Annotated in this window: 16 protein-coding genes; 10 read left to right on the top strand and 6 right to left on the bottom strand. The window is 60.4% G+C overall.

What is annotated here, in order from left to right; translation table 11 throughout:
* Positions 1 to 5: 5 nt before the first annotated feature.
* Together GST84_17520 and GST84_17515 are read right to left on the bottom strand one after the other, a co-directional pair.
* A complete protein-coding gene (locus GST84_17520; GenBank protein XGB14033.1) occupies positions 6 to 1,208 on the bottom strand; it encodes an FAD-dependent oxidoreductase in 1,203 nt (400 codons plus the stop codon).
* Between the two features lie 163 nt (positions 1,209 to 1,371).
* Positions 1,372 to 1,746 carry a response regulator gene (locus GST84_17515; GenBank protein XGB14032.1) on the bottom strand — a complete coding sequence of 125 codons (375 nt, stop codon included), beginning with the start codon at positions 1,744 to 1,746 and terminating at the stop codon, positions 1,372 to 1,374.
* Positions 1,747 to 1,948: 202 nt separating this feature from the next.
* Here GST84_17515 and GST84_17510 point away from each other — a divergent pair, with 202 nt between their 5' ends.
* From GST84_17510 to GST84_17490, 5 genes are all read left to right on the top strand, one after another.
* The gene (locus GST84_17510) at positions 1,949 to 2,599 is read left to right on the top strand and encodes a response regulator (protein XGB14031.1); all 651 of its coding nucleotides are present in this window, start codon (positions 1,949 to 1,951) and stop codon (positions 2,597 to 2,599) included.
* A gap of 42 nt (positions 2,600 to 2,641) precedes the next feature.
* Positions 2,642 to 7,738, top strand: a complete 5,097-nt coding sequence (locus GST84_17505; protein ID XGB14030.1) for an AAA family ATPase — start codon at positions 2,642 to 2,644, stop codon at positions 7,736 to 7,738.
* Between the two features lie 172 nt (positions 7,739 to 7,910).
* Positions 7,911 to 10,634 carry an HAD-IC family P-type ATPase gene (locus GST84_17500; protein ID XGB15797.1) on the top strand — a complete coding sequence of 908 codons (2,724 nt, stop codon included), beginning with the start codon at positions 7,911 to 7,913 and terminating at the stop codon, positions 10,632 to 10,634.
* A 67-nt stretch (positions 10,635 to 10,701) separates the two neighbouring features.
* The gene (locus GST84_17495) at positions 10,702 to 11,136 is read left to right on the top strand and encodes a universal stress protein (protein XGB14029.1); all 435 of its coding nucleotides are present in this window, start codon (positions 10,702 to 10,704) and stop codon (positions 11,134 to 11,136) included.
* The gene (locus GST84_17490; GenBank protein XGB15796.1) at positions 11,111 to 11,560 is read left to right on the top strand and encodes an isochorismatase family protein; all 450 of its coding nucleotides are present in this window, start codon (positions 11,111 to 11,113) and stop codon (positions 11,558 to 11,560) included. Before GST84_17495 ends, GST84_17490 begins: the two co-directional genes overlap by 26 nt.
* 117 nt (positions 11,561 to 11,677) lie before the next feature.
* Here GST84_17490 and GST84_17485 read toward each other — a convergent pair whose 3' ends face one another.
* Genes GST84_17485 through GST84_17475 form a run of 3 tightly spaced genes read right to left on the bottom strand, consistent with a single transcriptional unit; the run spans position 11,678 to position 16,116 of the window.
* Positions 11,678 to 13,465, bottom strand: a complete 1,788-nt coding sequence (locus GST84_17485; GenBank protein XGB14028.1) for a dihydroxy-acid dehydratase — start codon at positions 13,463 to 13,465, stop codon at positions 11,678 to 11,680.
* Positions 13,466 to 13,496: 31 nt separating this feature from the next.
* Positions 13,497 to 14,885 carry an MFS transporter gene (locus GST84_17480; protein XGB14027.1) on the bottom strand — a complete coding sequence of 463 codons (1,389 nt, stop codon included), beginning with the start codon at positions 14,883 to 14,885 and terminating at the stop codon, positions 13,497 to 13,499.
* Between the two features lie 52 nt (positions 14,886 to 14,937).
* Complete coding sequence (locus GST84_17475; GenBank protein ID XGB14026.1) at positions 14,938 to 16,116, bottom strand: fumarylacetoacetate hydrolase; 1,179 nt, start codon at positions 16,114 to 16,116, stop codon at positions 14,938 to 14,940.
* 114 nt (positions 16,117 to 16,230) lie between these two features.
* Between GST84_17475 and GST84_17470 the strand changes: the two genes are divergently transcribed.
* The 4 genes from GST84_17470 to GST84_17455 all read left to right on the top strand — a co-directional run bounded on the left by GST84_17470 (position 16,231) and on the right by GST84_17455 (position 21,245).
* On the top strand, positions 16,231 to 17,175 hold the full coding sequence (locus GST84_17470; GenBank protein ID XGB14025.1) for a LysR family transcriptional regulator: 945 nt from the start codon (positions 16,231 to 16,233) through the stop codon (positions 17,173 to 17,175).
* Between the two features lie 101 nt (positions 17,176 to 17,276).
* Positions 17,277 to 18,860: an aldehyde dehydrogenase family protein gene (locus GST84_17465; GenBank protein ID XGB14024.1), complete on the top strand. Its 1,584-nt coding sequence runs from the start codon at positions 17,277 to 17,279 to the stop codon at positions 18,858 to 18,860.
* An 82-nt stretch (positions 18,861 to 18,942) separates the two neighbouring features.
* Positions 18,943 to 20,310, top strand: a complete 1,368-nt coding sequence (locus GST84_17460; GenBank protein XGB14023.1) for an MFS transporter — start codon at positions 18,943 to 18,945, stop codon at positions 20,308 to 20,310.
* Entirely contained in the window at positions 20,307 to 21,245 is a 939-nt protein-coding gene (locus GST84_17455) for a 2-hydroxyacid dehydrogenase (protein ID XGB14022.1), read from the top strand. Before GST84_17460 ends, GST84_17455 begins: the two co-directional genes overlap by 4 nt.
* Positions 21,246 to 21,421: 176 nt before the next feature.
* On the opposite strand, the gene GST84_17450 is transcribed toward GST84_17455, so the two are convergent.
* Positions 21,422 to 22,354: an NAD-dependent epimerase/dehydratase family protein gene (locus tag GST84_17450; protein ID XGB14021.1), complete on the bottom strand. Its 933-nt coding sequence runs from the start codon at positions 22,352 to 22,354 to the stop codon at positions 21,422 to 21,424.
* A 310-nt stretch (positions 22,355 to 22,664) separates the two neighbouring features.
* On the opposite strand from GST84_17450, the gene GST84_17445 reads away from it, so the two are divergent.
* Positions 22,665 to 23,105, top strand: coding sequence for a MerR family transcriptional regulator (locus GST84_17445; protein XGB14020.1), 441 nt, complete (start codon positions 22,665 to 22,667; stop codon positions 23,103 to 23,105).
* Positions 23,106 to 23,119 lie beyond the last annotated feature (14 nt).

The following is a 23,119-nucleotide window of genomic DNA, read 5'->3' as shown; positions in this document are numbered from 1 at the left end:
GGGGCTCAAGCCACTGGAATCGACGGGTCGGCAGAGGCAAGGGCGGTGGCGCGCTCGGCTGCCGGCGGGTAGATCCACACGGTGTTGATCTGGGTCTTGAGCTCCTTGGCTTCGCCTTTCACCAGTTTCAACTGGCGGTCCCAGCCCTCGCTGTATACGGCGCCCCAAGCGCCCAGATCCAGACAAGTCACGTACTTGGGCTGTCGGTAAGTCGTGGGTGTCACACCCAGCAGATCGGCGGCGGCGTTATTGCCGGCATGGCGACCGAGGCTGATGGCATGCTGGCAGGACATCACAGCGAAATTGCCGATCTCGTCAGTGGCTGCATAAGCCACATCGCCTGCGGCAAAGACATGGTCCAGGCCGCGCACCTTGAGGTTGCCGTCCACATGCAGGCGCCCCTGGTGGTCACGGGTACCGGTCAGTTGTTCGGTCAGCGGGCTGGCGCGCATGCCGGCAGTCCAGACCACGGTCTGGCTTTCGATATGTCGGCCATCAGCCAGCGTTACGCCATTGGCATCCACTGCAGTTACGGTGGCACCGACAATCCATTCGATACCCAGTTCATCCGAGGCTTCAATGATCGAAGGCCGGATACCCTCACCCAGGGCGGCGCCAATGCGCTCGCCGCGGTCGACAAGGACCACCCGGATCTCCGCGTCTTCGCCCAGAGCCGCACGCAAGCGTGCAGGCATCTCGGTAGCGGTTTCGATACCAGTGAAGCCGCCGCCGGACACCACCACGGTATTGCGGGCGCTGCTTGCGGGACGTTTGCCCAGCGCCATCAGGTGCTGCTCCAGGCGCGCTGCTGATTCGATCTGATCCACGTCGAAGCTATATTGGTTCAGGCCAGGCACGGGGGGACGAGACAGCAGGCTGCCACTTGCCAGAATCAGGCGGTCGTAGGCCAATTGCGCCTGTTGCCCGGCTTCGTCGCGGTAGCTGACGCGGCGGGCCAGCTCGTCGATGCTTTCGGCGCAGCCCTTGATGAAGTTTACGTCGACAGCATCGAAGAGCGCCTGGAGCGGGGCGAACATGCTATGCACGTCGGCCTCATAGAAACGCGGGCGGATACGCAGTTCAGCCTGTGGCGCCAGCACGGTAATTTGCACGTCTTGCCGACCATGCATATCGAGCAGGCGCGCGGCGCTCAGGGCGCTCCACAATCCGGCGAATCCTGCGCCAATAACCAGAAGTTGCTGTTTCATGATCGTGCTCCTGTCTTGAACGGTTAAGGTTCTTTTCTTCGGCCCTCGCGGGACGCTGTAGGTCGATGTTATGCAGGGGCAGGGATGCGCACACTTCTCCATGGGTGTGCAGTGGATTACGCATGGGGCGTAAGCAGCTATACGATCGTATCGAAGGGACTGTTCAGTGGTGCAGGGCGGTCTCGATGCAGTCCAGCAGCTGCTGGGCTTCGAATGGTTTTGGCAGACAGCTGACTACGCCTGCCATACCCGGGGTGATGCGTGAGCGTTGGCCCGGGTGGGCGCTGATGAAGATCACCGGAATGTCGAACCCACGTACCTGTAGTTGCGTCAAAAGCTCGACGCCACACATGCCGGGCATCTGGATGTCGGAGATCAGGCAGCCTGCCTGGCTCGGGCCATCAGAGGCAAGGAAATCAATGCCGCTGGCAAAGGTGCGGGCACGGTAGCCGGTGGCGCGCAACAGGCCGTCGAGCGCATCGCGCAGGGACTCGTCGTCGTCGACAACGGCAATCAGAGTTGCGGTGGGCTGCTTCATGCGCGGTCTGCTCTTGGCGGCCTTTGCCATTGCTTCAAGATACCCGGTCGCGCAAGTGGCAGAAGTATACCTAGGTATAGCTGGGCCATACCTGCGTCTGGTATTGCCGGTTTCCGGTGGCCAAACCTGTGAACCTTGCCCAACAATAGGCTAGATTTTCAACCTGCCAACAGCACGCGGCGTCACGGCTGAAGGAGCGCAAATGGCCTTACAGAGCACACACGGCCCGAATGAGCCGGTGGTGTATATCGTTGATGACGACGAGTCCATGCGCCTGGCCCTCGACGGGCTGTTCCGTTCGGTCGGCTTGCAGGTTCAAAGTTTTGCTTCCACCCAGGACTTTGTTGCCTTCCCCCGCAAGGCTGTGCCCGGCTGCCTGGTGCTCGATGTGCGTCTGCGTGCCGAAAGCGGCCTGGCGTTCCATGCACAGATGGAGCAGGGAGGGGTGCATATTCCGGTGATATTCATCACAGGGCATGGTGATATTGCCATGTCGGTCAAAGCGATGAAGGCTGGCGCGGTAGACTTTCTGACCAAACCGTTCCGTGACCAGGACATGCTCGACGCAGTGGCCAGTGCCCTGGCTCGCGACCGCGAGCGTCTGGCAGGTGAACAGGCCGGCGGGGCATTGCGCAGCGCTTTCGAGACGCTAACGTCCAGGGAGCGGCAGGTGCTGGCCTTCGTTATCGCCGGCCTGATGAACAAGCAGATCGCCGCTGAGTTGAACCTCAGCGAGGTCACCGTGAAAGTGCATCGTGGGCAGATGATGAAGAAACTCGGCGCTCGCTCGGTCGCCGATTTGGTACGCATGGCCGAAGCGCTGGGTGTCGAGCCGTTGCGTCGCATGGTCTGACACAGCCCGCATTCGTCCAACTTGATGAAGGGGCCCGGACCCATGCCAGGTAAACAGCAAGTCCTGTGGAACGATGGTGATCGCCTGTTTTGCCGGCTACGGCGCCCGGACGGCACCCGCGTGCTGCTGATGCAGCCGGCCAATGAGCAGCCTGCGCCTGCCACCGTCGACCGCTTGGCACATGAATATGGTCTACGCGATGAGCTTGAGGGTAGCTGGGCGCTGCAGCCCCAGGCCTTGGAGCGCTTCAATGGCAAGCCGCGCCTGGTACTGAGCGACCCGGGCGGCCAACCGTTGTCGGCCTTGCTGATGTCACCGCTGGACATCGAAACCTGCCTTGAGCTGGCTGTGGCAATTAGCGTTGCCTTGGGCCGCCTGCACTTGGCCGGGTTGGTGCACAAGGACCTCAAACCCCACCATATTCTGGTTGACTGCGACGATGGCAAGGTCCGCCTTACCGGTTTCGGCCTGGCGTCACGCTTGCCCCGCGAGCGGCAAGCGCCCGAACCGCCGGAGACCATCGCCGGCACCTTGGCATACATGGCGCCTGAGCAGACAGGACGGATGAACCGCTCCGTAGACTCACGCAGTGACCTCTACGCGCTGGGGGTGAGCCTGTACCAGATGCTCACTGGTTCGCTGCCCTTCAGCGCCACAGAACCCATGGAGTGGGTGCACTGCCACATTGCTCGCAAACCACTGCCACCCAGCGAGCGCGTTGCCACCGTGCCGCCGCTGCTGTCCCGACTGGTGATGAAACTCCTGGCCAAGACCGCTGAAGATCGCTACCAGAGTGCTGCCGGCCTTGAGCAAGACCTGCGCCGGTGCCTTGCCGAGTGGCGACAAGGCCGGAGCATCAAGGCCTTCAGCCTGGATGAACAAGGCGCCCCCGACCGCCTGTTGATCCCGGAAAAGCTATACGGTCGCGAACGCGAAGTGCAGATTCTCGAAGATGCCTTCGCTCGCATGGTGCGCAGCAGCGTGCCGGAGCTGGTGCTGGTTTCCGGTTATTCGGGTATCGGAAAATCCTCGGTGGTCAATGAGTTGCACAAGGTACTGGTACCACCGCGAGGACTGTTCGCAAGTGGCAAGTTCGACCAGTACAAGCGCGATATCCCGTATTCCACCCTGGTGCAGGCGTTTCAGGGGCTGGTGCGCACGTTGCTTGGGAAAAGCAGCGAGGTGCTGGCCGGATGGCGTACGGCATTGCTGGCGGCGTGTGGGCCCCACGCACGGCTTATGACCGACCTGATCCCGGAGCTGCGGCTGATCATCGGCGAGCCTGCGCCAGTGCCGGAGCTTGATCCGCAGCAGGCGCAACGGCGGTTTTTGCTGGTATTGAGACGCTTCATCTCGGTGTTTGCCCGCGCCGAGCACCCGCTGGCGCTTTTTCTGGACGACCTGCAGTGGCTGGACGCGGCGACCCTCGACCTGCTCGAAGACCTGCTTACGCACCCGGAACTGCGCTATCTGATGGTGGTGGGCGCCTACCGCGACAACGAGGTGGATGCCCACCACCCATTGACCGCCAGGCTCCAGGCGATTCGCCAGGCCGGCGCCCCTGTGCATGAGGTTCGCCTTGCGCCCCTGGCACGCCCGCATATCGAACAGCTGATCGCCGAGTCACTGCACTGCCCGGCCCCGAGCGTGATGGGCCTGGCCCAGCTGGTACAGGACAAGACCGCCGGCAACCCGTTTTTTGTCATCCAGTTTCTCCAGGCGCTGGCCGAGGAGTCGCTCCTGGCCTACGACCACGCAGCCCGGCGCTGGCGTTGGGATTCGCAGCGTATCCATGCCAAGGGTTACACCGACAATGTCGTCGACCTGATGGTTGGCAAGCTCGCCCGACTGCCGCTGGCAACCCGTCAGGCACTTCAGCACCTGGCCTGTCTGGGGAACGTGGCGCATACGCAGACGCTTGCCCTGGTGCTCGATCTGCCGATGGAGCGTGTACAGGCGGTTTTATGGGCGGCAATCCGGCTGGAGCTGGTCGCCCACCATGACGGCACCTGCGCGTTCGTTCATGACCGCATTCATGAAGCCGCCTACTCGCTGATTGCCGAACAAGACCGCGCTGCCATGCACCTGCGCATCGGTCGCCTGCTGGCTAACCAAGTGCCGGGCAAGCACCGCGAGGAAGCCATTTTCGAGATCGTCGGGCAGCTCAACCGCGGTGCGACGCTGATCGATGCCCCTGGCGAACGCGAGCAGTTGGCCGAACTCAACCTGCTTGCCGGGCGCCGGGCCAAGGCCGCATCGGCCTACGGATCGGCCTTGGCCTACCTGAGCGTGGGCGAGCAATTACTGGAGGGGCCGTGTGCCGCTTATCCGCATGAATTGGGCTTTGCCCTGGCGCTGAATCGGGCTGAATGCGAGTTTCTCACCGGCCAGCTCGGGTGCGCGGACGCGCGGCTGATCGGCCTGGCTCGGCGCGCCAGGACCGCAGCTGAAGGCGTTGCGGTAGCGTGCTTGCATATGGATGTTTGCCTGATGCTCGACCGCAGCGATCGCGCGGTGGCGGTTTGCCTCGCCTGGCTGCGGCAGGTGGGCATCCACTGGGTCGCGCGGCCGAGCGATGACGAGGTACGTGGTGAATATGACCAGATCGCGTTGCGGGTAGGCGCGCGTAGTATCGAGCAGTTGATTGACCTGCCGCTGATGGAGGACGCGACCTCCCTGGCCACCCTGGATGTCTTGTGCAAGCTGTTCGCCCCGGCCGTGCAAACCAATGCCAACCTGGCCTGCCTGACCATATGCAAGGCTGTAAGCTTGAGCCTTGAGCATGGCAACTGTGATGCATCGTGCATGCTCTACGCCAATATCGGGCGGGTGTCCCGGCGCTATGGCGACTACCAGACCGGTTACCGATTCGGGCGTCTTGCTTGCGAGCTGGTCGAGCGGCGCGGCCTGCAACGCTTTGAAGCCAGTACTTTCCTGTGTTTCTCGATGTTCGTGGTGCGCTGGACGCGGCCGGTCAGCGAGTGTCGCGAGTTGCTGCGCCGGGCCTTCGTCGCGGCCAATCGGGTTGGTGACCTGCCGTATGCCGCTTATGTAGGCAATGGGCTGATATCCGATCAGTTGTTCACTGGTGAACCGCTGGGCAGCATGCAACCGGAGGCCGAGCAAGGATTGGCCTACGCAGAAAAAGTGCATTTCGGGCTGGTGATCGACTTCATGAACACACAGCTGGCGCTGATCCGCACGCTGCGCGGGCAAACGCCGGTGTTTGGATGTCTGAACGACGAGCACTTCAGTGAAGCGCGCTTCGAGCAGCACCTGGACGCTGCCCCGGACCTTGCCTTGGCGGCCGGCAAATACTGGGTGCGCAAGCTGCAGGCGCGCTACCTGGCAGGTGACTATGCGGCGGCCGAAGCCTGTGCGGCGCGGGCCAAGGCGCTTAAATGGGTGATCACCTCGTTTTTCGAGGAAGCGGAGTACCACTTCTTTGCCGCACTGACGCTGGCGGCCGGGCAGAGCATTGATGAAGCCACGTTGCAGGCGCTGGCCGAGCACCATGACGAGCTGCAGATCTGGGCCCGGCAGTGCGCAGAAACCTTCGCCAGCCGGCAGGTGCTGCTGGAGGCCGAAATCGCGCGCTTGCAGGGGCACGTGGTCCACGCTGAGCACCTCTATGAACAGGCCATCCAGCTCGCGCGTGACAGCGGCTACGTGCATGTCGAGGCGCTTGCAAACGAGTTGGCATCGCGTTTCTACGGCAGCCGCGGGCTTGCCCGGATTGCCCGCGTCTACCTTCGAGATGCGCGTTATGGCTACCTGCGCTGGGGCGCCGATGGCAAGGTGCGCCAGCTGGACAGCCGTCATCGTTATCTGCGCAGCATCGAGCCGGAGCCAGGCCCCACGGCTACCATCGCCACCCCGGTCGAGCACCTGGACCTCGCAACGGTGCTCAAAGTGTCTCGCGCCGTGTCGGGCGAAGTCGATCTGCAGAAACTGATCACCCAAGTGCTGCACACGGCGATCGAGCAAGCCGGTGCCGAGCGGGGCGTGTTGGTCCGCGCCAGAGGGAGCGAGCCGCATATCATCGCGCAGGCAAGTGTGGGGCAGGGTGAAGTGGTGCTTTGCAACGAACCGGTGAGCAGTACGTTGCTGGCCGAATCCGTGCTTTACCAGGTACTGCGCACGGGGGAAAGTCTGTGTCTGGACGACGCCATGGGTGACGCTGCGTTCATGGCTGACGACTACATCCGCCGATGCTCGGCCCGGTCGCTGCTATGCCTGCCGCTTGGCAATCAGGCGCGGCTGGTTGGGGCGCTGTACCTGGAGAACAATCTCAGTGCCGGAGTATTCGACCCCGCGCGTATTGCGGTGTTGCGGCTAGTCGCGTCACAAGCCGCCATCTCGCTTGAAAACGCCAGGCTGTATCACGAGGTAGCGGAACGGGAGGCCAAGAATCGCCAGATACAGGCCGAACTGGCGCATGCCAACCGTGTCGCCACCATGGGCCAGTTGGCCGCTTCGATCGCCCATGAAGTCAACCAGCCGATCGCTGCCACGGTCACCAATGCCAATGCCGCCATCCGCTGGTTGAGCGCAAAGCCACCGGCGCTGGATGAAGTAGGCCTGGGGCTGGGACGGATCATCAAGGATGCCAACCGCGCGGCGCAGGTGCTGGGCCGTATTCGTGAGCTGATCCGCAAAACCCCGCCGCAGAAGCACGCGGTGGGCGTCAACGCCGTGGTGCTGGAGATGGTCGACTTTACCCGTGGCGAGGCCGTGAGGGGAAAAGTACAGGTGCATACCACCCTTGCCGAGGGCTTGCCGCAGGTGCTGGTCGACCGTGTTGAGTTGCAGCAGGTGCTGCTGAACCTGATCCTCAACGCGCTGGAAGCGATGATCGAGGTTGAAGGCGTTCGTAAGCTGCAAATAAGCACGGCCCTCGACCAGGAGGGGGTGCGGGTAACAGTGGCGGACAGCGGGCCCGGATTTGCAGTGGAAAACGTAGAACAGGTTTTCGAGCCTTTTTACACCACCAAGGCGACCGGCCTGGGCATGGGGCTGTCGATCTGCCGCTCGATCATCGACAGCCACGGAGGCCGCTTCTGGGCCAGCCCCAAGCAAAGTCCTGGCGCCCAAGTGCAGTTCACCTTGCCGGCGCTTCTGGTTGATTCAGGTCAATAGTCATCAAGCTGTCGGTTGCATGTTTCTTTTAGTTCGTATCAGCTAGATGGCAAAGAGAACCTAAGCGTGACGAGCGATTTATCAGCATGCTGATACAGCGACGACCGCTCATGTCCACCTAAGCCCGTTACAGTCGAGCTGTGCGCACAGGGGAGTCTCATTGAAAACGCCGGTGGTCGACGCAGTCGTTGAGCAAACACCAATCCCTGCGCATTCCGTGGCCTGGCACACCCTGCCAGCCGAGCAGGTGACAAACCTGCTCGAGGTCAATGCGCCTGTCGGACTGGAGGTTGCCGAGGTTCAAGCCCGTCTTGACCGCGCTGGTTTCAATCGCCTGCCACAGGCAGCACGGCGCCCGGCCTGGTTTCGATTCTTGCTGCAATTTCACAACATCCTGATTTACGTGCTTTTGGGATCCGCTGCGATTACCGCGATGCTGCAACATCTGTGGGATACGGTAGTGATCCTGGCGGTGGTAATTGCAAACGCAATCATTGGCTACATTCAGGAAGGCAAAGCAGAAAAGGCGATGGATGCTATCCGGCAGATGCTGGCACCGCGCGCCGCAGTGATTCGCGCAGGCGAACGCTTGAGTATTGCGGGTGAGGAACTGGTACCGGGCGATATCGTATTGCTGGAGGCGGGAGACAAAGTCCCTGCTGATTTACGCTTGCTGCACGCGAACAGGCTTCACATTCAGGAAGCCATTCTTACCGGTGAATCCGTACCCGTAGAAAAACATACCCAATCAGTGCCCCTTGACGCAGCTTTGGGTGATCGAACTTGCATGGCGTTCAGCGGTACGCTCGTGACTTGCGGACAAGCAACAGGCGTTGTAGTGGCGACCGCAGCAGCAGCCGAGATCGGACGCATCAGCACTCTGCTTGCAGGTGTAGAAACGCTGACCACTCCGCTGGTGCAGCAAATGAACGTGTTTGCCCGCTGGCTGACGATCCTGATTTTGTTAGTGGGCGGCTTATTGCTCGTGTTCGGCCATTATGTCGGGCACTACGCCTTCAACGAGATCTTCATGGTCGTGGTGGGGATGTCGGTAGCGGCGATACCTGAAGGTCTGCCTGCCGTCCTTACCATTACGCTGGCCGTGGGCGTTCGGGCAATGGCTCGACGTAACGCCATCGTGCGCCGTCTGCCTACCATCGAAACACTAGGCTCGGTATCCGTCATCTGCACTGACAAGACCGGTACACTGACCCGCAACGAAATGATGGTGGCAACGGTCGTCACGAACGATCTGGTCTTCACGGTCGATGGCACGGGTTATCAGCCCGCGGGAAGCATCAGTCTTGCCGATCAGTTAATTGACCTATCGTCTCACCCCAAGCTGTCTGAACTGGGACGAGCAGCAGGTCTTTGCAACGATGCCGTACTGCGCCTGCATGACGATGTATGGACGGTGGAAGGTGATCCGATGGAGGGGGCATTGCTGGCATTCTCCGGGAAAACCGGAATTGATCGAAATGAGGATCGTCGGGCTTGGCCCCGCACTGATGCCATACCGTTTGACGCTAAACACCGCTTCATGGCGACACTGCATCACAATCATGATGGACATGCCTCCATCTACGTGAAAGGCGCGCCAGAGCAGCTACTGGCCATGTGCACGCATCAGCTTGCAAGCACTCGCGAGACTGAACCGCTCAATGTGGACTACTGGCACGCAAAGGCGAACGCCATTGCTGCCAAGGGGCAGCGTGTATTGGCGTTTGCAGTAAGGCCGGTTCGGCCCGAGCACACCGTGTTGGCGTTCGGGGACGTGCAAGGAAAGTTGACGTTGCTGGGCATGGTCGGTCTGATTGATCCACCTAGACCCGAGACGTTAAAGGCGGTTCAGCAATGCCAAAAAGCGGGCATTGCCGTAAAAATGATCACTGGCGATCATGACGGTACCGCCGCCGCTATCGGTCGCCAGATAGGCTTGCAAAATCCCGACAAGGTGCTGACTGGGGTGGACCTGGACGCCATGAACGATGCCGCCCTCAAGGAGGCGGTAAAGGGCATCAACATTTTTGCTCGCACCAGCCCCGAACATAAGCTCAGGTTGGTAATGCTGCTGCAATCGAACGGCATGACCGTGGCCATGACCGGTGATGGCGTTAACGACGCACCGGCGCTAAAGCGTGCAGACGCCGGTATAGCCATGGGTGGAAAAGGCAGTGAGGCCGCCAAGGAGGCCGCAGACCTGGTGTTGGCCGATGACAACTTCGCCTCCATCGTCGCTGCAGTACGCGAAGGCCGAACAGTCTATGACAACATCAAGAAAGTGTTGAGCTGGACGCTGCCTACCAACGCAGGCGAGACCATGACCATCATTGTCGCGCTGCTCCTCGGCATTACGCTGCCGGTGACGCCGATACAGATTCTGTGGATCAACCTGATAACCGCAGTGACCCTCGGCATCGCGCTCGCGTTCGAGCCCACCGAAGAAAACACCATGCTCAGGCCGCCCCGTTCACGTAAGGAACCACTCATAAGCGCAGCCTTGGTCTGGCATATGGTGCTTGTTTCCATTCTTTTCCTCTGCGGTGTTTATGGCATTTTTTCTTATGCCCTCGACCGAGGCTACTCCGTTGAGTTGGCCCGAACCCTCGCGGTGAACACGTTAGTCGTGATGGAAATATTCCACCTGTTCTTCATCCGTAACCTCTACAGCACATCGCTTACCTGGAAGGGTATTCGCGGCACCAAGGTCGTGTGGATCACCGTCATGGTGATTACCTTCGCTCAGTTCGCCATCACGTATGCGCCACCGCTGCAAAAGGTATTTGCAACGCAGGCAATCCCCTTCCTTGATGGCTTGCTGATCATCGGGGTTGGCGTTGCGCTATTTGCGGTTATCGAGATAGAAAAACAGATTCGAATCCGCTTGTCCGAGTAGAACGGGTTGAATGCTGGCGGCACCCGGAACGACAAGCACCTTCATGACCTGAAAGAGGATTTGGAACATGCACAAAATACTGGTTGCGGTCGATGGTTCCGAGCATTCGGAACGCGCCGTGCGTTACCTTATTGGGCTTATCCAAGAGGGTGGGTTGCTGGGCGGTAATGTTGAGGTACATCTGTTGAATGTACAGCCACTTTTACCCACTCGAATCGCAAATGGCATGAGCGAGGATGAGCGTGATCGCTACTATGGGGATAGAAGTGCCGAGGATTCACGAAAGGCTGAGGTGCTTCTGAAGCAAGAAGGGATTGCATTCACACTCCATAGCTTGCAAGGCGATGCAGCCAGTCAAATTGTGGCGTGTGCGCATTTCCTTGGATGTGACAGCATCATCCTGGGTTCGCATGGCAATGGTTTTTTGGCAGGGATTTTTCTGGGGTCTGTCGCGGCAAAGGTGATTCAGCTCTCGGATTTACCCATCACCTTGGTCAAATAAGAGATCGGACAAGGCACGAAGCGCTGGCGCTCCGATTTTTCTCGCGCGCCACATCGGGCCTGCGGGATCTCCAATCGAACCAGACAGCCCGTTGACGATGGTTGCGCAAGAACTGAAGCTTCTGGGTGGAGAGGTGGTATTCGAAAAGCGGCGAGCCAACGCCTTCGAAATGACTGGCCTGGCGGACAATTTGCGGTCTCGCGGGGCTACCGGTGTGGTCATCACTGGCATGAAAACTCAATACTGTGTAGACAGCACCTGCCGTGCTGCTCGTGACGTTGGCTTTGATGCGGTACTTGTCGCCGAAGGTCATACCTGTTCAGACACGCCAATGATGAAAGCTAAGGACATCGTTGCCCATCACAATGCAACGCTTGACGGGCCGTTCTGCCGGCTAGTTCGGGCTGAGGAGTGGAACTTCTAGCGGAGCCCGAAACTACAGGAATGCACTTTACTTGCCATCCTGAGCAACTCATCGAACCCAACCGTGGATCTGCCACCTTTACTCGATACGGTGGCAGACCCAAGTCCTAAAGGCCGCTCAATGGGAATGCCGCGGCGTCCCACCTTCACGGGCGATCACACGCATGTGCAGGGTGGCCGGTTCCAGGCAACCACCGGTGGACAACTGCCCGACCAATTGGCGGTAGAGCTCTTGCCACGGTGTCTGAGAGGCTGGGATGTTCGGCTTCCAGGCAGCGCGACGGCGCGCCACTTCGTTATCGTCTACCAGCAGGTCGACGCGACGCTGGTTGAGGTCGACACGCAGCAAGTCATTGGTCTGAAGGAGTGCCAGGCCGCCCCCGACCGCCGCTTCCGGCGACATGTTAAGAATCGACGGGCTGGCCGAGGTGCCGCTCTGGCGACCGTCGCCCAGGCACGGCAACGAGTCGATGCCTTTTTTGATCAGCGCCGCCGGTGGCGCCATGTTGACCACTTCAGCACTGCCCGGGTAACCCACGGTGCCGGCGCCACGGATCACCAGGATGCAACGCTCGTCGATGTCCAGTGCTGGGTCGTCGATGCGGGCGTGGTAGTCCTCGGGGCCCTCGAACACGATGGCCCGCGCCTCAAAGCTGTTTTCCTTGCCTGGCTCGGACAGGTAGGTCTTGCGGAAGGCTTCGCCGACTACCGACATCTTCATGATCGCGCTGTCGAAGAAATTGCCGCTGAGAACGATGAAACCAGCGCTGTGCTTGAGCGGCTCGTCAAACGGCAGGATCACGTCGCGGTTGCTGGTGACGGTGTCGCTGACCACCTCGCCGATGGTCTTGCCGCTTACCGTAGCGCAGGCTTCATGCAGGCGACCTGCCTTGCGCAGCTCGTGCATCACCGCCGGTACGCCGCCGGCACGGTGGAAACCTTCACCCAGGTACTTGCCCGCTGGCATGCAGTTGACCAGCAGCGGCACGTCTTCACCGATGCGCTGCCAGTCGTCGAGCGACAACTCGATGCCCATGTGCCGGGCAATAGCGATCAAGTGGGGCGGGCAATTGCTTGAGGCGCCCAGGGCCGAGGCTACTGCGATGGCGTTCTCGAATGCTTCGCGGGTCATGATCGATGAGGGGCGTACGTCTTGCATTACCAGTTCGCAGATGCGTCTGCCGGTGACGTAGGCCATTTGCCCGCGTTCCCGATAGGGCGCGGGGATGCTGGCGCAACCGGGCAGCGACATGCCCAGGGCTTCGGCCAGGGCGTTCATCGACAGCGCCGTGCCCATGGTGTTGCAGTGGCCTACCGACGGTGAAGCAGCGGTGGTCATTTCCATGAAGCCTTCGTAGTCGATTTCGCCGGCAGCCATCAGATTGCGCGCATGCCACAGCACCGTGCCCGAGCCGATCAGTTGGCCCTTGTGATGGCCGTCTAGCATTGGTCCGCCGGACAGCACAATGGCCGGCAGGTCGGTGGTGGCGGCGGCCATCAGGCAAGCTGGAGTGGTCTTGTCGCAGCCGGTGGTCAACACCACACCGTCCAGCGGGTAGCCGTGGAGGATCTCCACCAGTCCCAGGTACGCCAGGTTGCGGTCGAGCGCGGCGGTGGGCCGACGGCTCTGTTCGGCGATCGGGTGTACCGGGAACTCCATCGGAATGCCGCCCGCATCACGGATACCGGCCTTGACCCGCTGAGCCAGTTCCAGGTGATGGCGGTTGCAGGGCGTCAAGTCGCTTCCGGTCTGGGCGATGCCGATGATCGGCCGCCCCGATTGCAGTTCAGCGCGGGTCAGGCCGTAGTTCATGTAACGCTCCACGTACAGCGCAGTCATGTCGGCGTGGCTCGGGTCGTCGAACCATTGCTGACTGCGTAGCGAGCGTTTTGGGGTATCGGTCATATCGATCTCTCTTGTATTTTTTGGCCACTGGTTAGCGTTGCGGCACACCGACGCCTAAATGGCTGTGTTGGGATGAAGCCGCACTTCCCACTGCGTCGTCCAGTGCCGTCAGGTCGCGGCCACAGGTTTCGATGGACAGCCAGGTGCCGATCAAGGTCAGCCCAGTCAGCGCCAGGGTGTATAGCGCCAGCACCCAGTAGGCACCACCGGCCAGACCGACCAGGAATATGCCCAGGAGCGGCGCCACGCCGCCGGACAGCATCGCGCCGATTTCTCGGGACAGAGCCACGCCGGAGTAGCGGTAGCGGTTGCCGAACAGTTCGGTGAAATGCGCACACTGTGCCCCGAGCATGCTATTTGCAGCCAGGGTGAAGCCACCTATCACCGCGATGTACACCAATGTCGAATTGCCGCTGTCGATCATCCACCACGAGGGGAATGCCCATAACGCGCCGAACAAGGCGCCGCCACGGTACACCGCCAGGCGTCCGATACGATCGGACAGAGCGCCGAACAATGGGGTGGTGAATACGCTGAGGATACTGGCGACGAGCACCGCATTGGTACCAATGGTGGCCAGGTTGGCACCTTCCTCGCTGAGATGGCTGCTGGCGAAACCGGTAAGGAAGGCGATGGATACAGTGGCATAGAGGGTCGAGCAGCCTGTTTCGGCCATGCGCATCAACGTAGTCGCTGCCAGTGGCCGACGTGCATTACGCAGCACGGCGCGCATCGGCGATTCGATCACTTGCTGGTTCTGGCTGAGCTGCTGGAACACCGGGCTTTCCTTGAGCTTGAGGCGGATCCAGATGGCCATGAATATCAGCACTACGCTGGCCAGGAAGGGGATCCGCCAGCCCCAGTCGAGCAACTCTTCCTGTGTCAGCGAGCTCTGCATCACGCGGAAAGTGATAGTGGCAAGGGCCAGGCCGCTGAATACCCCAATGAAGGGCAGGGCGGCATAGAACCCTCGTCGCTCACGCGGAGCCAGTTCGGCCATGAGTGTCGCCGCGCCGGTCTGTTCGGCACCCGCACCAAAACCTTGCAGCAGGCGCAGCAGTACCAGTAGCACAGCACCCGTGGCGCCAGTCGGTAGCAGGCCGATCAGGGTAGTAGCGGTACCCATCAGGGCGATGGTCAGCAACAAGACCAGCTTGCGCCCTTTGCGGTCACCCAATGAGCCAAAGAAAAGCCCGCCGAACGGTCGCGCCAAGAATCCTGCGCCATAGGTGGCGAAACTGGCGAGCAAGGCGCCTGTGGTGCCGAGGGTGGGGAAGAATATATGGCCGAAGACCAGCGCCGCGGCTAGCCCATAAATGGCGAAATCGTAGTACTCCAGAGCACTGCCGATTGCGCCGGTATAGATCGCCCGGCGCAGCTGACGCGGGTCGGGCACGGCGTCCTTGGCTTGGGTTTGCATGTCTTGCCTCGCTTTTTTGTTGTTATGGGCCCGGCGGAAATCCTGAGTGTTGCTACTTCAGGAGTCCTCGAGCGGCTAGGTTGTGCATCATCGCGCCGAGACCGAAGGTCCAAGGGCGAGCTTGGTCGCTTGTCGTGACTTGGTTATGCAGTTGGCCCAGAAACGGGCTGGCAATGCGCACGTGATCGCCGGGTTTGTGCGTGAAGCCGGCACCCGGCTGGTCGCGGTCCTCGGTGGGGGCGAAAAGCGTGCCGAGAAACAGCATGAAGCCGTCTGGGTACTGATGATTTTCGTTGAGGGTCTGCCGCACCAGATCTTCGGGGTCGCGGCTGATCTGGTCCATCGAACTGCTGCCAAGCAGGCGGTAGCCATCGCGACCCTGGACTTCCAGATCGACCACGCAGCGGCGCACAGTGTCCAAGTCGAAGGTCTCATCGAACAGGCGAATGAACGGGCCGACGGCGCAAGAGGCATTATTGTCCTTGGCCTTGCTCAGCAGCAGTGCGCTGCGGCCCTCGAAGTCGCGCAGGTTGACGTCGTTGCCCAAGGTCGCGCCATGAATCCGGCCGCGGCTGTCGACCGCCAGCACCACCTCCGGTTCGGGGTTGTTCCATGCCGATTTCGGGTGCACGCCGATTGCGCTGCCGCTGCCGACAGCAGCCAGCACAGGTGCTTTGGTAAAGATTTCCGCATCCGGACCGATCCCGACTTCCAGGTATTGGGACCACATTCCCTTTTCCAGCAGCAGTGCTTTCAACGCCATTGCCTGTTGAGAGCCTGGCCGCACCGCACGCAAGTTGTCACCGATCACCGTGCGTACTGTGGCACGCACCGCTTCGGCTTTGCTGGCGTCGCCGCCGGCTTGCTCCTCGATCACCCGTTCGATCATGCTGGCGGCGAATGTCACGCCTGCGGCTTTGATGACTTGCAGGTCGACTGGCGCGAGCAGATAGGGCTTGCTGGCATCGAAGGCGGCACCGCTGTTGCTCAGCAGCGCCTCGACGCTACCCAGAAACTGGCCCGGCGTGCTGCGTACTGCCTGTAGCGGATCTTCATGCTCAAGCAACTGACTGAGGGTGGCGAAGCGTTCGGAGAGGTCGAACACACCGTCATTACGCAACACTATCGGCGAGGGGCCGCCGGGTTCACCGGGCGTCCAGGCGCGGCCGACAAGGGTGCCGGCCAGGTTGTCCTCGGGAAGAGTATTAGCGGAAGTGAGCGTTATCGGCATGGCATCTAGGTCTCCTGGATCTGAAAGCTGAACGCTAGGGCAAACCGTGCGATAAACTCCAATGGCATCTTTTCACTATTCGATAACATGTGGTTATTGCCCCAAGGTGGATTCATGTCGGACCTATCTTTTTCTCACGTCTGCAACTGGCTTAAATTCCGCCACCTTCTGCTCATCGACACACTCGGTCGCACACACAACATGCATCTGGCAGCTCAGCAGATGAACCTCAGCCAGCCGGCGATCAGCAAGATGCTCAAGGAGATCGAGAACCTGCTCGGCTTCGCCCTGTTCGAGCGTCTGCCACGCAGCATGCCGCCCACCGCCCTGGGCGAGCAGGTGGTGCGCTATGCCCAGGTCGCACTCAATGATGCGCGCACCTTCGTCGACCAGATCGACAGCCTGCGCCAAGGCGGCCACGGGCATCTGAAGATTGGCGGCATCTTTGCCGCCACCGCCGTAGCGCTGCCAGAAGCCATCGTCGAGATAAAGCAGCGCAAGCCGTTGCTATCGATTGAGGTGGTGGAGCAGACCAGCGACCATCTCATGGCGATGCTGGAGGACAAGAACCTGCACCTGGCGGTAGCACGATTCACCGATGTGGCGCAGCACCAGCGCTTCGACTTCCAGCCGCTGGCGCCGGAGCCGTTCTGCTTCGTGGTCAACGACCAGCATCCTTTGAGCGATGCCGGGCCGGTGACGCTGCCTCAGTTGCTCGAGTGGCCGTGGATCCTCTACCCGAAGGGCACGCCAATTCGTGGTCGCATGGAACGCGCGTTCGCCGAGGCCGGGGTCGCGGTGCCGCGCAACACCATCGACACCATTTCGATGCAGACCTTCCTCAAGGTGCTGTTGGGCGGCCCGATGATCGGCATGCTGCCCCAGGCGATGGTCGAGCCACATCTTGCCAGCGGGGTACTTATCAACCTCGATACGCCGCTGCACCTGGATCCCCAGGATTACGGCATCTTGACCCGCAAAGGCGAGCCCTTGACCGGCGCGGCGTTGGAGTTTGCCGAGATACTGCTGGCCAACGCACGAAGGGTGCAGTTGGACTGATAACAAGCGGTTATCAGATGATCCCCAAAAGCCATTGGGCAAGAATCGCAGAGCCGCATAGATTAGTGCCCACTGTCTTACGCGACGCGAAGGGACCCTTCATGACTTCATTTGCAGGCCAACAATTCATCGGCGGTAGCCGCCGTGCTACCGGGACTGCTTCATTGCATAGCGTGGATGCGCACACCGGGCAGGCGCTACCTGGTGCGTTTTTCCAAGCTACCGAGCAAGAAGTGGATGCGGCTGCTCTAGCCGCTGCCGCTGCCTATCCGATCTACCGGGCGTTGCCCGCTCTGCGCCGGTCCGAATTCCTCGATGCCATTGCCGATGCGCTGGATGCGCTGGACGATGACTTCATTGATACCGTATGTAGCGAGACCGCCTTGCCAGCAGCAAGAATCTTGGGCGAGCGGGCGCGGACCAGCGGTCAGTTGCGGTTGTTTGCCTCTGTGTTGCGCCGAGGTGATTTCGCCGGTGCGCGTATCGACCGCGCACAGCCCCAGCGCACCCCGCAGCCACGGCTGGATATCCGCCAGTGCCGCATGGGCCTGGGGCCGGTGGCGGTATTTGGCGCCAGTAACTTCCCTCTGGCGTTTTCCACCGCCGGTGGCGATACCGCCGCAGCCCTGGCTGCAGGCTGCCCAGTGGTGTTCAAGGCCCACAGCGGCCACATGGGGACTGCGCAATGGGTGGCCGAGGCGATTGTAGGGGCCGCCGAGCGTTGTGGCATGCCTGCCGGCGTGTTCAACATGATTTTCGGTGGTGGCGTGGGTGAGGCCTTGGTCAAACACCCTGCCATTCAGGCGGTTGGCTTCACCGGCTCGCTCAAGGGCGGCCGTGCCCTTTGCGACATGGCCGCGGCGCGGCCACAACCGATCCCGGTTTTCGCCGAAATGAGCAGTATCAACCCGGTGCTGGTATTGCCCGGCGCGCTGGCGGTTCGCGCCGAGGCCGTGGCCTGCGAGCTGGTCGCCTCGGTGGTGCTTGGGTGTGGGCAGTTCTGCACCAATCCCGGTTTGGTACTGGGCGTGCGCTCTCCCGAATTCAGCACCTTTGTCGAACACATGCGTGCGCAGGTAGCCGACCAGTCACCGCAAACCATGCTTAACAAAGGCACCTTGGCCAGCTATGCCCACGGTGTGGCTACCCTCAAGGCACTGCCCGGCATTCGCCATCTAGCGGGTGCCGAACAGCAGGGCAACCAGGCCTGGCCGCAACTGTTCGCGGCAGATGCGCGGTTGCTGCTCGAGGGTGAGCCGTTACTGCAAGAAGAAGTCTTTGGCCCGGCCACGGTAGTGGTAGAACTGGCCGACCAGGCCCAGTTGCTTGCTGCACTGCATGCACTGGGTGGGCAACTGACCGCCACGCTGATCGGCGAGCAGAGCGATCTGGCCGCTGCCGCCCCACTGGTAGCGGTACTGGAACAGAAGGCCGGTCGGATCCTCGTCAACGGCTACCCGACCGGTGTCGAGGTCTGCGACGCCATGGTGCACGGCGGCCCGTACCCAGCCACTTCTGACAGCCGTGGCACCTCAGTTGGCACACTGTCGATCGACCGCTTCCTGCGCCCGGTGTGCTACCAGAACTTCCCCGATGCGCTGTTGCCCGAAGCCCTGCGCGACGCCAATCCACTAGGGCTGCTGCGGCTGGTCGATGGTCAGCCCAGCCGCGAACCGATTTGCTGACAGGTACTACCATCGGGCACTCGTGCCCGATGCTCTCTAAATAAGAACAATCAGGCGTGCACGACATGCCAAGAGGTTGGTTATGGCTCATCAAGTTGTCGACCCCATGCGCGATCAGGCTTTCGAAGATCGCACCTATCGCAAGGTAATCATACGAATCCTGCCTGTCCTGTTGCTGTGTTACATGGCGGCCTATCTCGACCGGGTGAATATCGGCTTCGCGAAACTGAGCATGCTGGAGGATCTGCAGTTCAGTAATACGGTCTACGCCTTGGGCGCGAGCGTTTTCTTCTGGGGCTACTTTCTGTTTGAAGTCCCGAGCAACTTGTTGCTGCATCGATACGGCGCGCGGTTCTGGATCGCCCGCATCATGCTGAGCTGGGCCATCATCTCCATGGCTGTGGCATTTACCCAGCCACTTGCCGCGTTCTTCCATGTCGAGTCCAGTACCATGTTTTACGTGCTGCGCTTCCTGCTCGGTATCTGTGAGGCAGGCTTCTTCCCGGGAGTGATTCTTTACCTCAACTACTGGTTCCCGACCCATCGGCAAAGCCGGGTGATGTCTGGTTTCCTGATGGCAATGCCTGTCAGCCTGACGCTGGGCGGCATTTTGTCTGGCTGGCTCATGACCAGCATGGATGGCTGGCATGGTATGGCCGGTTGGCAGTGGATGCTGCTGGTCGAGGGTGTACCGTCGGTGATCATGGCGGCCATCGTTTATTGCTGCTTGTGCGACAACATCGACAAGGCGGCTTGGTTGTCCCAGCAGGAAAAGGAACTGCTCAAAGCCAACTTGAAGCAAGAGGAGCACGGCAAGGTTTCACGCCTCAAAGATGTCTTCTTCAGCCCACGTGTTTGGCTGCTCGTATTCATCTTGCTCACGTTCAACACAGGTTTTTATGGCCTGGCCTTCTGGATGCCGTCGATCATCAAGAGCGCGGGAGTGACCAGCACCCTGGAAATCGGCTTGCTGACCGCCATCCCCTATGGCGTTGCGGTGATCGCCATGTTCCTCAACGCGCGCCACTCCAACCGCACTGGTGAACGCCGGCTGCATGCCGCGATCCCGGCGTTCATCGGTGGCTGCGGGTTGATCCTGAGTGCTGTTTTCGCACACAACGTTGTCCTTTCAATCGTGTTCCTGACCGTGGCGGCATCCGGGGTGCTCAGCCTGATGCCTATCTTCTGGACGTTGCCGGGCACGGTGCTCTCAGGTGTCGCAGCTGCGGCAGGCATAGGCATGATCAACGCGTTCGGCAACCTGTCCGGTTTCACCGGTTCGATGATTACAGCAGTGGCGGAGAACCTCACCGGCGACATCAACAACGGCACTTATGTCTTGGGCCTGTGCCTGTTCATCAGTGGAGCATTGATCATGGCGATCCCCGCCGCGATGTTGAAGCGGCCCGACTCGCAGCCCCGCGCGCAGTTGAACCTGGAGGCAGCATGAACATCAATCACGGAGCAAGCCCGCGCCAGGCCCTGCTGATGCTGGCGCCGTTGCTCGACGAGCACGAAAGTCAGCTCGCCAGGCAGTTCGACTTGGTACGTGCTTTTGATTCGCATGCCCTGGAGGCTGTTCTAGCCGACCGGCCGGAACGTTTCCGTGCGGTGGTGACCAACGGAGTAGTGGGGGTGCCAACCCCAGTCATGCGCGCACTGGTCAACCTGTCATTGATCGCTGTCAACGGTGTGGGCGTTGATTGCATTGATCTGGACCAGGCGAAAGCCCGCGGCATTCGGGTCGAGACGACGGTCGATATCCTCACGGATGCCGTGGCGGACCAAGCAATAGCTTTGCTCTTGAGCTTGCTGCGTCAGGTTTGCGTGGCTGACCGCTTCGTTCGGGCGGGCCAGTGGCGCGAGGCCGCATTCCCATTGCTAGGCACCACGTTGCGAGGGCTGCGCGTCGGCATCATAGGTCTCGGCCGTATCGGCCAAGCGATTGCCAGTCGCCTACTGCCGTTCGGAGTCAAGCTGGCGTATCACAACCGCAATGAGCTGCAGGGCTGCAGTTACACCTATTACCCCGACGCTGGCAGCCTGGCCGCGGACAGTGACATTCTTATCCTCGCTGCCGCAGGAGGAAGTGCGACGTCACGCCTGGTCAATGCGCCAGTGCTGGAAGCGCTTGGCGCGAAAGGGGTGATTGTAAACGTGGCGCGGGGAAGCGTGATCGACGAAGTGGAACTGGTTGCTCGCTTGCAGGATGGGCGACTTGCAGGGGCGGCCTTGGACGTGTTCGCAAATGAACCGCAAGTGCCCACCAGCTTGTTTGACCTGGATAACGTAGTGCTTCAGCCGCACATAGGCAGCGCTACGCTGCAGGCTAGGAAGGCTATGGGGGACTACGTCGTTACTGCGATTTGTCGAAGTACACTTTGAAGGAGAGGCAATACGGCAAGCTTGGGCCATTGAACATGACTGCTTGTTCAAATCGATGTCCAGTTTGGGTCGTATAGCGACGGTCATACCTCGACCGTCGCTATACATTTTGAGACCTCTGTTTGTTCCGCCATCTCCAATGCGTCATCGACTTCAACCCTCGCTATGGAGCCGTCTCAGCAGCTACCAGACACATTGAAGATCTGAGTGAGCCCTTGATGGTAAGTCGTGACTTTGAAATCGGGAAAACGCTGCTTGTACTTCGAAGAGTCGAACAGGTTGTCGTGCTCGTACCGTGGCAGCAGCTCCCGCAGCTCACGAACTTGCTTGGATATCAGGCCTACAGCTGTCAGGGTCAATTTGCCTAGAATTTTATAAGTAGCGTCCTTGCCAGAGATCTGAGAAGCCAGCGTGACAAGTTGTTTGTAGGTCAGCCGCTCATCGTCACAGGGCAGGTGCCAGGTTTGCCCGAACGCATCTGGCGTGTTCCCCAGCGCTGCCAGTGCCCGGCTTGCATCCGGCGTCCAGATGAGTGTTCGCTGAGTATCGTCTCGCACAGGGACGCGTGGCGTCTTGCCGGCCTTCATGTTGTCGAGGACCAGGGTATTGGTGATGCTCTGCGTTTTGCCGGGCCCATAGAACTCTGGAGCTCGCCCTATGACCACAGGAATGTCGCCTCGCGCCATCTCCTGCAACACCATCGATGCCATTCGCGCACGAACCTGCCCTTTACGACCGACCGGTTCGAAGGGCGTGTCCTCCGTCAGCAGACGATCATCCTGCGGGTACATATACGTGTTGTCGAAATAGACGAAACTGGCATCGGATGCGCGAGCCGCATCAAGCGCGTTCCGCAGCATCACTGGAAACTGCGTTTCCCAAAGCTGTGTATCTGGCGGGAGTCCGGCCGTGAAATAAACGATGCTGCTACCCTTTACGGCCTTGGCCGCCTGGCTGGCGTCTAGCAGGTCCGCCGCAATCAGCGTGTCAGAGTCGCTGACTTTGCGCGGATTACGGCTGACCAGCCTGATATCTTCGGTAAATGTCCGGTTCAGTTCCCGTGCCAGCTCTATGGCTATCTGGCCAGTTGCGCCTAAAACGGTTTGCATTTGGTCTCCTGGAAACCTCGGTAGAAGGTTTCTCTCTACTAACTGCGATGATGATGGCCCGTTTACGTATGCCGGGCGCGACGCTGTGGCTGCCGCCCTTGGGCGCGGTACAGCAAAGTCCATGTAGCCCAGGTACTTACCTTAGGCTTAAAGTAAACTTTAAGGTCAAGTCCTTATCGTAAGAGTAGGCGCGGGATGGCGGGTTGGGCCGATTTGATCAGGCCCACGATTGGAGATCATGGAAGTTGGCTCTCGGGTGCCCGGGGGGTTAAAGTGAGCTTTAAGGTCAGAACTTCTGTGAAGGTGTGGTATGAGGATTGGAGCGCTTGCGAAAATCACGGGTCTTGCCGCTTCGCGCATTCGTTTCTACGAGGCAAGTGGGCTGATTCAATCAGTTGAGCGCAAGGCCAATGGCTACCGCGACTATTCCGATGATGCCGTCTGGATACTGGAGATGATCACCAGCGCCCAGGCAGCAGGGTTTACTCTGGAAGAAATCCGGCACCTGTTGCCGATGAGTTCGCAAGGTTGGCGTCATGACGAGCTACTTTCCGGGTTGAAGCGCAAGGTCGAGGAGATCGAGGTGCTGCAGCAACGCTTGGCTCGCAACAAGGAACAGTTGCTGGTGGTGATCGACGGCATTGAAAGCAAGCCAGACGGCATGCCGTGCGTAGACAACACCCAACGGGTGCTTGGCCGTCTGCGCGAAGACATCGCTTTGAACAAGGTGGGCGCTTCACCTGCCAAGTGAAGCATGCCAGCGTC

The sequence above is a fragment of the Pseudomonas putida genome (assembly GCA_041879295.1).
GTDB classification, from domain to species: domain Bacteria; phylum Pseudomonadota; class Gammaproteobacteria; order Pseudomonadales; family Pseudomonadaceae; genus Aquipseudomonas; species Aquipseudomonas putida_Y.
Note: the sequence above shows the minus strand (reverse complement) of the source record. Positions and strands in the feature narration are given on the sequence as shown.